At 49.7% G+C, this 11,874-nt stretch carries 9 protein-coding genes; 7 read left to right on the forward strand and 2 right to left on the reverse strand.

Going from position 1 to position 11,874, the window contains the following annotated elements; all coding sequences use genetic code 11:
* Positions 1-120 precede the first annotated feature (120 nt).
* Positions 121-246 carry a hypothetical protein gene (locus tag CHL74_RS16425; RefSeq protein WP_254923325.1) on the forward strand — a complete coding sequence of 42 codons (126 nt, stop codon included), beginning with the start codon at positions 121-123 and terminating at the stop codon, positions 244-246.
* 145 nt (positions 247-391) lie between these two features.
* Here the strand turns inward: CHL74_RS16425 and mltG are convergent, their stop codons facing one another.
* Positions 392-1,438, reverse strand: a complete 1,047-nt coding sequence (gene mltG, locus CHL74_RS13875; RefSeq protein WP_094881798.1) for an endolytic transglycosylase MltG — start codon at positions 1,436-1,438, stop codon at positions 392-394.
* A gap of 206 nt (positions 1,439-1,644) precedes the next feature.
* Here mltG and CHL74_RS13880 point away from each other — a divergent pair, with 206 nt between their 5' ends.
* The 5 genes from CHL74_RS13880 to CHL74_RS13900 all read left to right on the forward strand — a co-directional run bounded on the left by CHL74_RS13880 (position 1,645) and on the right by CHL74_RS13900 (position 5,916).
* On the forward strand, positions 1,645-2,286 hold the full coding sequence (locus CHL74_RS13880) for an HAD family hydrolase (RefSeq protein WP_094881799.1): 642 nt from the start codon (positions 1,645-1,647) through the stop codon (positions 2,284-2,286).
* Between the two features lie 143 nt (positions 2,287-2,429).
* A complete protein-coding gene (locus tag CHL74_RS13885; protein WP_337640419.1) occupies positions 2,430-2,888 on the forward strand; it encodes an NfeD family protein in 459 nt (152 codons plus the stop codon).
* 78 nt (positions 2,889-2,966) lie between these two features.
* Positions 2,967-3,923 (forward strand): SPFH domain-containing protein, encoded by a 957-nt coding sequence (locus CHL74_RS13890; protein ID WP_094881800.1) that lies wholly within the window; start codon positions 2,967-2,969, stop codon positions 3,921-3,923.
* Between the two features lie 103 nt (positions 3,924-4,026).
* A complete protein-coding gene (locus CHL74_RS13895) occupies positions 4,027-5,118 on the forward strand; it encodes a UDP-N-acetyl glucosamine 2-epimerase (protein WP_094881801.1) in 1,092 nt (363 codons plus the stop codon).
* Between the two features lie 90 nt (positions 5,119-5,208).
* Positions 5,209-5,916 (forward strand): SIMPL domain-containing protein, encoded by a 708-nt coding sequence (locus tag CHL74_RS13900; RefSeq protein ID WP_094881802.1) that lies wholly within the window; start codon positions 5,209-5,211, stop codon positions 5,914-5,916.
* Between the two features lie 442 nt (positions 5,917-6,358).
* On the opposite strand, the gene CHL74_RS13905 is transcribed toward CHL74_RS13900, so the two are convergent.
* Positions 6,359-10,534 (reverse strand): AAA domain-containing protein, encoded by a 4,176-nt coding sequence (locus CHL74_RS13905; protein WP_094881803.1) that lies wholly within the window; start codon positions 10,532-10,534, stop codon positions 6,359-6,361.
* A gap of 585 nt (positions 10,535-11,119) precedes the next feature.
* Between CHL74_RS13905 and fic the strand changes: the two genes are divergently transcribed.
* Positions 11,120-11,668, forward strand: coding sequence for a protein adenylyltransferase Fic (fic, locus tag CHL74_RS13910; RefSeq protein ID WP_094881804.1), 549 nt, complete (start codon positions 11,120-11,122; stop codon positions 11,666-11,668).
* Positions 11,669-11,874 lie beyond the last annotated feature (206 nt).

Raw genomic sequence — 11,874 nt, forward strand, 5'->3', positions numbered from 1 at the left:
AAGTCCCTTGTACATATTAATGCTGACATCATTTTTCATACAGCAAAGGTAAACATCTTTACGGAAAATCTATCATGTATCGTTGATATATTTGGGTAGGGATGCCACGGACTTTATCGGATGAGCCCGAAAGACTGCTACAACTACACTCGAAACGTCTCCTTGCAGGTTACGTACAATTTCAATGCCAAGCGCAGCAAGTACAAGGGAACGGGAGCCGGCAATGAGGAGAAGAGCCGCTTGTAGCTTGTGGGTTTGAGTAAACTATCTCCCTATTAAAATATAGATAAACGAAAATCGGTCAAGCAAAGGCTTGTCAACGAAAGGTTGACTGGCTCTTTGCTTGACCGTTATTCTTTTCTCTCACTTTATTGAACTTTCGCAAGTTCAGTTACTTTATTCCTCTGCGGTTAAGCGCCTCGCTATATCGCTTAGCGTTCTGAAGATGCTCCTCGTAGGTGCGTGCAAAGTTGTGCGTGCCGCTGAAATCCTCCTTTGCGCACATATACAGATAGTCGTGATGTACGTGATTTAGGACGGCGTCAATGCCGGCGATGGACGGAATGCGGATTGGTCCTGGGGGCAGTCCGGGGTTCTTGTATGTGTTGTACGGGCTCTTGATGTAGAGGAGGTTATTGTAGATTCGCTTCAGATCGAAACGTTTCCATGCGAACTTGATGGTCGGGTCAGCCTGCAACGGCATGCCGTCGGGATATTCCGCGTTGCGTAGCATGAGGCGGTTATAGTACATTCCAGCCACCATAGGCTTCTCGCCGTCGTTGGCTGTCTCCTCGTCGATGATGCTTGCCAATGTTGTCACCTCCACAGGCGTCAGTTTCATGGCGCGTGCCTTCTCCTCTCGCTGTCCGCTCCAGAAGTTATGGTTCTCCTTCTTCATGCGGTCAAGCAGCTTTTCCACACTGACATTCCAGTAGATGTCATACGTATTAGGGATGAATAGCGCTGCCACGGTGGCGGTGTCGTAGCCGTATTTCTTGCATATAGCTTCGTCAGAGAGAGCCTCGTAGATGGCTGCGCTGTCCACCATGAGACGTTTTGACAGCTCTGCGGCGAGACGGTCGAGTGTGCGTACTGAAGGAACGGTAAGGCTGACGGGCGACTGCAGTCCGTTCTTCATGTGGCGGAATACGGTGAAGGCTCCCTCGCCGGGCTTGATGGCGTAGCGTCCCGTGCGGATGTTGTCGGCATAATGGCTATGTCGTACGAGCGTCTTGAATCCTTCCATACCATTTAAACTTGATACGTCGGTAAGCTTGGTGTAAACCGAGTCAACTGTGTCGTCCGTGTCGATGTAGACGTAGCGCGTTTCGTTGCCTGCTGCCATCGACGCGAAGAAGTAAGAATAGACGAAGCCTGCCATCACCACCAGACAGGCAACTGCCGGGATGAGGTATTTTCTTCTTGTGTTCTTTTTCATTGTTTATGTTATTTTATTCAACAAATTTGTGTCTTAATACCGTACAAAGGTATTAGAATTATGACATACGACAAAATATATTAAGTGTTTTTAATTCGATGAAGTATTTTAGTGGTGTCTTAAACAAAATATGTGTACTTTTGCAGCTGATTGAACAACGAGGATAATCACAATAATAATATACACCATTAATATATATATCAGTCATGTATAACACTTACATATTCGACCTTGACGGCACCCTGCTGTCCACCCTTGCTGACCTTGCAGCCAGTTGCAACTATGCTCTTACCTCCAATGGCATGCCGGAGCGCACCATCGACGAGGTGAGGCGTTTTGTGGGCAACGGTGTGAAGAAGCTCATGGAGCGTGCCGTTCCCGGCGGTCTCGATAATCCGGCGTTCGACAAGACCTACGCCGACTTCCGCCAGCATTACATGCAACACAATCTTGACACCACGTGTCCTTACGACGGTGTGATGGAACTGTTGCATGAACTGAAGCGCCGTGGCAAGAAGGTGGCTGTGGTAAGCAATAAGTTTTATGCGGCAACGCAGGAGCTTTGCCGTCATTTCTTCGGCGACGAGCTTGTGCCCGTTGCCATCGGCGAGCGTGAGGACATACGCAAGAAGCCGGCTCCCGACACCGTAATAGAGGCTATGAAGCAGCTCGGCGTAACGGCAGAAGGGGCGGTATATATAGGCGACAGCGACGTTGATATAGAGACGGCACGCAATTCTGGCATGCCCTGCATCAGCGTCCTTTGGGGATTCCGCGACAAGGAATTTCTGCTTGCACACGGAGCCACCACACTCGTGGAACGTCCGGAGCAGATACTCGCGTGTTAATAAAGACGCTTTTGTTTGGTGGAAATAAGACATATTGTTGGTTTAAGTACAAAAAATAAGTCATATCGTTTTGCTGTAAGGAAAAAAGATGGTAACTTTGAAAATGTTAAAACAGCATTCTTATTAAACCTTATTAAAACCTTATGATTATGGTAGAATACTTCTTGCAACACATTTGGATGATATGGGCAGTGGTTGCCTTCGTGTGCCTGATAATGGAGATGACGTCTGGCGACTTCTTCATCACGTGTTTCGGCATCGGAGCCTTGTGTGCTATGGGCGTGTCGCTCACACCGGCGCCATTTTGGTTGCAGGTTGTGGCGTTCGCTGTGTTCTCCGTACTGTCCATTTATTTCCTGCGTCCGCGCCTCGTTGCCATGCTCAATGCCAAAGCCAACCATCGTGTCAGCAACGCTGATGCCATTATAGGCAGAGTGGGAGAGGTTTCGGAATCTGTGAAAGCCGGTGGTTACGGACGTGTGAAGCTGGACGGCGACGACTGGAAAGCAGAAAGCGATGCCGTGAATGACATCCCCGTCGGAGCACGTGTCAGAATCATTGGCAGGGAAAGCATCATCGTAAAGGTGGAGCCGGTGGCATAAGAATGTCGCTGATAAGCAGCGAACAGATTAAGTACTTTAACCAACAATATTAACTTTAACCAACATCAATTTATTATTATGAGTGTAATAACCGTCTTTCTTATAGCACTTGTTGTGCTTGCTGTAGTCTTCGTAAAGATGGCTGTAGTGATAATCCCGCAGAGCGAAACAAAGATAGTGGAGCGTCTTGGCAAGTATTATGCAACGCTCGGACCCGGCATAAACATCATCATCCCCTTCATGGATCGCGCCAAGACCATCGTGACCATGTATCGTGGCAGATATGCTTACTCCACTACCATCGACCTTCGTGAGCAGGTTTACGACTTTGACAAGCAGAACGTTATCACAAAGGATAACATTCAGATGCAGATCAATGCTCTTTTGTATTTCCAGATTGTCGATCCGTTCAAGGCTGTGTATGAGATTAACAACCTTCCCAACGCCATTGAGAAGCTCACGCAGACCACTCTGCGTAACATCATAGGCGAGATGGAGCTTGATCAGACGCTCACCTCACGCGATACCATCAACACCAAGCTGCGTGCCGTCCTCGATGACGCCACAAACAAGTGGGGCATCAAGGTGAACCGTGTGGAGCTGCAGGACATCATTCCGCCGGCAAGCGTGCTTCAGGCAATGGAGAAGCAGATGCAGGCAGAGCGAAACAAGCGTGCCACCATCCTCACGTCTGAGGGTCAGAAGCAGGCTGAAATCCTCAAGTCAGAGGGTGAGAAGACATCCACAATCAACCGCGCTGAGACTGCCAAGCAGCAGGAAATCCTGCGTGCAGAGGGTGAAGCACAGGCCCGCATCCGTAAGGCTGAGGCTGAAGCCATCGCCATTGAGACAATCACGGAGGCAGTAGGCAAGAGCACCAATCCTGCCAACTACCTGCTCGCACAGAAGTATATCCAGATGATGGAGCAACTCGCACAGGGCAATCAGGCAAAGACCGTATTCCTGCCCTTCGAGGCTACAAACATGCTTGGTAGTCTGGGCGGAATAAAGGAACTGTTTAAGGAAAAGGAATAAACATAAATTAATAACAAGATTGTCCCACTCTGCTTAAGCGATAGCAGCATACCGTTCACTAAGCTATGAAGCTATAAGGGAGTGGAACTTATTAAACACTATTATGATTATTTGCATATTTGTTGGCGCACGTCCAAACTTCATCAAAGTAGCCCCGATTCTTCGTGTCATGGAAGCGGCAGGAGTCAGCCACAGCCTCGTTTACGCTGGCCGTGAGGATGACCCCACACTTGAGCCGTCACTCTTCGACGACCTTCAGATGCGTCGTCCCGACGTCTTCCTTGGTGTCGACTGCGAGAACCTTAACGAGCTTACGGGACAGGTGATGTCCGCCTTCGAACGCTATCTGCAAAACCACAAGACCGACGCCGTTATCGTGGTGGACGACCTCGCCTCCACAATGGCTGCTGCCATCGTCACAAAGAAGCAGGGCATCCGTCTCGCCCACCTGGTGGCTGGCACTCGCTCTTTCGACATCAACATGCCGAAGGAAATCAATCGTCTCGTCATAGACGGACTCTCTGACCTCCTCTTCACAGCGGGCATCGGCGGCAGTAGTGCAGCTACCCGTGAAGGAGCTGAGTCGTCTAAGATATACATGGTGGGCAACATTCTTATGGACACTCTCCGCTTCAATCATCAGCGCATGCAGCGTCCCGCTGTCATGGATGAGTTGGGACTTGAGGACGGCTCTTACATCGTCTTCACGCTTAACCGCAAGGCTCTCATCGACAATACTGACGAGTTGCGCGGCCTTATGGTAAGCATGATGGAGCATGCAGGTGACAAGCCCGTTGTGGCACCGCTCCGCAAGCGTGCTGCAGAGGCTGTGGAGCGCATCGTAAGCGAGAATCCGCAGCTCTTCAAGGGGCTGCATCTTGTAAGCCCGCTCGGCTATCTTGACTTCGGTTATCTCACAGCACATGCTCTTGGCGTAGTGACCGACTCAGGCAATGTGGCTGAGGAGGCTACGTTCAACATGGTGCCGTGCATCACTCTCAACAGCTACACCGAACACATCGAGACCGTCAAGACCGGATCAAACGTACTCGTCGGCGAAGATTCCGTTCTCCTTGGCGAGGAGATGACGCGTATGGTGGCAGGTGAATGGAAGCATTGTGCCATCCCTGAACGTTGGGACGGTCGTTCCGCAGAACGCATCGTGCAGATATTGAGAGAAGTATGCCAGGGGTAAGGGCTTTATAGTCCTGCCCCAATCCTCCCGCAAACCAAGGTGTACTTAATAAAAATCATAAATCCATCAACAAACCCAAAACTAACATTTATGAACAACAAGTATTCTATCCTAAGCGCAGCGCTCATAGCGCTCGGCATCGTAGTCCTTGGTTTATGCATCAAGGGAGGTATTGACAATTTCGCAAACAAGGATCGCAAGGTTACTGTCAAGGGACTTGCTGAGAAGGAGGTGGACGCCGACAAGGTGACGTGGCCTATCGTCTCAAAGGAACTTGGCGATGACCTTCCCGATCTTTACACACGCCTCGGCAATACTCAGGCGAAGATAAAGCGCTTCCTCACTTCCCATGGCATAAAAGCCTCGGAGATCAGCGTCAACGCTCCCATCGTTATCGACCTTAATGCCAACCAATACGGCAGCAACGACCGCAATTATCGCTACAACATCACGTCCGTCATCACCGTAACGTCCAACAACGTCAAGCTTGTGCGTTCCATCATTGCCCGTCAAGCCGACCTTCTCAAGGAAGGCGTGGCCATTGTGGACGGCGGTTACGAGAATCCTGTAAAGTACGAGTATGTGTCGTTCCAGGAAATGAAGCCGGAGATGATGGAGGAGGCTATAGCCAATGCGCAGAAGACAGCAGAGAAGTTTGCTGCCAACTCAAAGAGCAAGCTCAACAAGATTGTGTCAGCTGACCAAGGCCAGTTCTCCATCGACGACCGCGACCAGACAACACCTTATATTAAGAAGGTGCGCGTCGTGACCACCATCGTTTACTCGCTGAAGGACTAAGACGTAATGATTATGGTATAAAAACTGCATATTGTAAAAGATTTAGCATTAATTGTGTTAAAAAAGTAAATTTCTTAGGTTTATCTCTTGACACGTGTCAATATTATTGCTATATTTGCGATATCTATTAAAAATAATAGTACTTACTATATACCATAGGATAATGTCTCACATCCTTTAGTCATTAACAAGTAGAAGCCTATACGAGACAAAAGGCTGGAAAAGGAGGATATTATGATGAAGACTATTAAGCGCAGTTATGATCTGGAATCATACGAGCTGGACAATGTTTATAACGAACCTGATGACCGCCACGGTCGTTTAGATTCCTCCATTTGGTACAACTAACGAATGTCATTTCAGACATCATAAGCTACATTTTTAAGGTGAGTCCCCGGAGAGAAAGTTCCTGAACCAGGAACATTCCTTCGGGGATTTTCTTTTATACTTCATTCATTACTTTTCTGAAAGCTCTGAACGCCATCAGTCTATTGTCTTCTTGAGGTTGCATTACCACGAACATGTGATTGTCTTCCTTGCGCGCAGCCATTATCTTTATTATCTGTTCCGCCAACCTTTCTGCCGTCTCGCCGTCAATGGAAGCGAAGAAATGCGAGAAGCAGAATATTGTGAGGGTGGGCGATTGGGCTGCGTCAGACAGGCTTTCAGCCGCTTCTTCCATTGAAGAAGCAAAGCGCCAGCTGATGTTTTGTCCGCCGAACCGTTTCATCTGCCTTTCGCCTTCAGCCCGCATTTCTTCCGAAACGTCGATGCCAACATACTCAATATTGATGTCATCGTCCGCCATAGTCTCCGCCAATGCCACACCGCACGTCGCCGGACCACATCCAACGTCCACCATTCGCAAGTGTCCGCCGTATTCTGCGGCAAGCTTCATCAGCTCTTCTTTTTTTGCCAAGAACGTCTGCTTTGCCTCATTATGGTATTTCGGCATGAGGTAACGGCAGAATATTTCCACCTGATTGGCAGCTGTCAAGCCGATGTTTCTTTCCTCTTCGCGGCTGTATACCGACATCCCGTGTGAGAAGTCAGACCTACCGTAGCAGATAAACACAAGGTTGACGTCGCGGTTGTTGCCGAGGAAAGCGTCGTCCTCGCTATTCCGTTGGGCAGCCGTCGGCATTCTGAAGTCGCCCTTGCAGAATTGTTCCGTAGGAACGTTCACGTATCCGTCCTTGCTCTTCACAAACTCCAGCAGATTATAGAACGTATAGTTCTCGCGCAGAATGTCGGGATTTCCGACGAGCACGAGGTGCAGACGTGCACGAGTCATCGCCACGTTCAGCTTACGGTCAATCACCATTCCGTCCTCCTCGAAGACGTTGTTGGTGAGGAAGTTCAGCTGGTAAGGCTGCTGTACGGTGAAGCCATAGATGATATAGTCGCGCTGGCTGCCCTGATATCTCTCCACGGTGTCGATGGTTATGTTATGTAGAACGCCGATGCCGTAGCGGTCGATGGCTCCGCGTATGGTGGCTATTTGGTTGCGATAAGGCACAATTACGCCCACCGTCTGGCTTTCGTCAAACCTGTCCTTACATATATTATATATCTGCACCACCGTGGCGGCAATCATTTCCGCCTCCACCTGATTGGTCTTCACCGAAGCAGCCGCCCTTGGCTTCTGCGCTGCCACAAAGGCTATGCGGCGTGTGCGGAGCATCTGCTCTATGCCGTTCTGCGAATGGCAGGTCTCTATAGGGAGCGTCTGATGATGGAGCGGCACCACTTCCAGCCGGTTGCCATAGAAAGCATAGTTCGGAAACTCAGCTATGTCGCGGTGCATACGTCCCTGCCGTGTGAGCATATACACGTAGCGCGGGTCATATCCGTGGTCAGTCTTGAAGTTGGAGAGCAGTCGTTCGAAGAGCGACAGACGACAGTCGGTCAGTCCTATGCTGCGCAGTTCGTCGTCATCTACGTGCGATTCCTCCGGTGTCTGCTGCACCACGGCTGGCAACTGCTTGTGGTCGCCGATGAGCACGAAGCGCGATATGGCGTCGCGCCCTCCCGACTGTGCGCTGAGCAGTCCGATAAGATGAGGCTCCAGTATCTGTGACGACTCGTCGATGACGGCAAGGTCGAAGTGCTTTATTTTGAAGAGGTGGATGTTGGCGTTGAGCGCAGCCGTTGTGGCACAGAACACCCGCATGCCGCTTATCACGTCCTTCACCTCCTTCGAGGTGCGGCATTGCTGCACGCGCTCCGATAGTAGATGGTCATGATAAGCCTCGTCGCAGTTTAGCGGCGAACCTATTCGCAGAAAATCTATTTGGCTCTCCACCAGCTTTGAGCATATCTCGTCCACGGCACGGTTAGTGTAAGAGAGCAGCAGCACGTTGGAGTGAGGGTCTGTAAGTTCCTCCTTGAGAATGTTGAGCAGACCGAACGATGTCTTGCCCGTACCCGGCGGACCGATAACGAGAAAGAGGTCGCGCGACTGCTTGGCCCGTTCCACAAGCGTATTGAAAGCGCCATACTCGCCCCGCATGTGTACGTGTTCGTCAATGGTGGGCTGTCGTTGGCTGAGGATAAGGTCGCGTCGCTGCTTCGATGCGGACAGGAAGCTGTGCATGGCGCTGTAGAGAGCGCGTGAAGACGACTCGAACATGTCGTGCTCTATTGCCCAGAACGTGCCTTCGGGCGTGTCGAACACCTGACGGTCAGTCTGCGAGTTGCGCAGCACCAGTTCCACACTCTCCGTCGTTATCTCCTTGATGGAAGCACGGTTCACCATCTGCGCACAGGCGTTTGGTGTGGCGTCCGCCTTATATGGATAGAGAATGACGATGTCGCCCTTACGGAAGTTTGACGTATCAGCCGACTGCTCCCTTGCGAAGTTCAGCGAGATGCTCTCCACCATGCCGTCCTTGTTCTGTCCGAACGAGCTGATGGTCAGTTCCTCGTAAATGTTGCCAGCCGCCCGCTTGTCCTCCAATGTGTCCAGCCAGATGGCTGCAAATCCGCTGTCGTCCTTCGTCTTGTTGCCCACCTTGGAGAGAAGATGCTCGCGCTCCACAAATTCCATGAAGCGGAAATAGTAGGCACGTTCCAGCGGCGAGGCGTCGTGTATGGGTGAGAGTAGCCGGTCAAGTTCGGGACGGGTCCATTCGTCCCACAGTCGTCCGGTGGCACCCTTGCGGTTGAGCATCTCCGGCGTGAGTTTCTCCAGCACCCTCAGCCCGTTGCTTGTCTGCGTGGTGTCGCACCATGTCAGCAGATTGCGCATGCGGATGGCACGCAACGTCAGTTCCGGGAGGTTGGCTATAGACACCAGTCCCTCGGAATACTTTGAGTAGAGAAGCATGAAGTGGCGCAGCTCGTCAGAGTGTTTTCTGAATTCGTAGCTGAACAGCGCCCTGTAAAGCGACAGCTGCACGAGGTGTTTCTCCTGCGGTTCGGGTCGGTTGGGATTGAATCCCGGAGCCGAGAAAGGCACGAAAGCGCCCTTGCCCGACTTCTGCTCTATGATGGTGGTGCGTCCCTCCTTGTCGTGCAGAAAGTCGAGACGTCCCTGAATGCCCAGCACTTCGCTGAAGAAAGTAGGCTCCAGCACCACCGCCTTCGGGTCATACTCGTCTATTTCTCTTGGCAGACGCTCTCCTATAAGCCTTTGTATGTTCTGCTTCTGCATGCGTGCGTCCGTATAGAACTTGTCCACCGTGCCCCTGTCGTTCATGTCGTCGCATGACGTGAGGCTGATGGTGTTGGCTTTGAAAAACTCCATCACGCCCTCGCCGAACGACACATCGCGACTGTGCACCGTGTCGTCGAGGAAGCGTCCTGCAAGGTTACCAAGATGGATGTGCACGGTATTAGCTTGCGGCTTCAGACGGTTCACCATATTCACGTAAGGCGACTCGGCGTACGTCTCGAAGCAAGAGGCTATGGTGGTGATGTCGATGAGGTAGTCAGGCTCGAAGATTATCAGTTCCGGCATGCAGACATTCTCCTCCATGCGGATGCGCACAAGATTGAGCTGCGAGTCCTTTGCGAGAATCTGCTTCAGGTAAGTCCAGTCGCCCTTGCCGTTATGCGTGAGATATCTGTTTTGCGTTCCGTAACACACCTTCATCTCCGAAGCGTTCTGCTCCTCCGTGACGTAGATATAGTCGTCGTCCCACGAGTTCACCACCACGCGCAGCATATTGATGTCAATCTTGCTCCACCTTGTCTTGCGGTCCTTCTTTGGGAAAAGCCTTGCGAGCGACTGCGGTATGCTCATCCTGCCGTTTATCGCCGACACGAGCAGAGCCGTTGCCTTGATGTCGTATGGCAGCGACGTAGTAAGGTCGTTGTCCGCTGTGTCGTGAATGGCGTTGAGCACCTTTCGCGTGTCGTGTATGAGGATGGCGTCCTCAGCCGGAATGTCATGCTGCTTTATGATGTAGTCAAGCTTGGCGAACAGTCCGATAAAGTTGATGCTGTTCAGCGCTATGGCTTGGTTGACAATACGCTTAAACGTATCGCGCAGAACATAATAGCGTTCGCGTATAGGGATGTCAGCTGTGGCAATGTCCTCCAGTTGGTCAAAGAAGGACATGGCGCAGTCAGCGGTATAGCATTTATTCGTGTGATTATTCAATGTCGGAATCATATTGATTATACTTGGCAAACTTACATAAAAAATGCGAATTATACGCCAGTTCTATAAAAAAACTGAGACCATAGCGCATAATGATTTATCCCAAATGGTTTCTGCGCAGCAGACGAGGCAAACTTAGGAGTCTATGGCGAGACGCCTTGCCTTCCGATACAATATTTGCATTTCTAACGCTCAATACTATGAGTTGAGCGCACAACAAAATCTTTGGTGCGAAATTCTTGAGTTTTGAGCGTTTAGAGGTAATGTTCTCATACACAGTGTGTTATGCGGTTTTCGGAAGAAACTCTATGAAATCCTGCTCTCAAATGAGCCTCTTTTAGCTGCAATAGCGCCACTTTTACACTCTAATAGTGGCACTATTGGATTGTAAAAGTGGCACTATCGTTAAGCATTGGTGCTGTTTGTTCAGCAGAATACCATAAAAACAGCTTTTTGATTCTCTAGAATCAATTTTTATTTTGTAACATGTTTTTACTATATAGACAATATTTGTATGGCGAAAATTCAAATAATTCAGGATAATCATTCGTGATTATCAAGGATTGTTTTTATCTTTGTGTAACAATTCAATTGATTATGACAACAAAGGAAATTGACGAAAAGTCGTTAGATCACGCACGCCGTCTCTTTGAGTCGGGCGATATAGATAAAATTCCCATTGGAACTACGGCAGGCCTTCAGCAGATACATCATTATCTGTTTGACGGTCTGTATCCATTCGCAGGCTCTATCCGTAACAAAAATATCGCCAAAGGAGGCTTTCGCTTCGCTAATAGTCTCTACCTCCAGGCCGCCCTTGAGGCAGTTGAGAAAATGCCTGAAGACACTTTTGAGCAAATCATAGAAAAGTATGTTGAGATGAATGTTTGCCATCCTTTCATGGATGGCAACGGCCGCTCCACTCGCATCTGGCTCGACATGATGCTCAAACGCTCTATAGGCAAAGTGGTTAATTGGCAGTATGTTGACAAAGACCAATATCTCTCGGCCATGGAACGTTCTCCCATCAACGACCTCGAGCTGCGCTATCTGCTCTCGCAGAACCTCACTTCCGACACGGAGAACAGTGAAGTGATATTCAAGGGGATTGAGCAGAGCTATTATTATGAGGGGTATGAAAAGTAAAGTTGCACGCAATTGAATACGCGTTTAGTCAAAGAAAAAATATGATAACAAAAGAAAATCTCAAAAAGGTGCTTTCTTTGGCTCATCCGATAAAGTCCGTGGCATCCCTACCCAAATATATCAACGATACATGATAGATTTTCCGTAAAGATGTTTACCTTTGCTGTATGAAAAATGATGTCAGCATTAATATGTACAAGGGACTT

This window comes from Prevotella sp. 885, assembly GCF_002265625.1.
In the GTDB taxonomy this organism is placed as follows: Bacteria; Bacteroidota; Bacteroidia; order Bacteroidales; family Bacteroidaceae; genus Prevotella.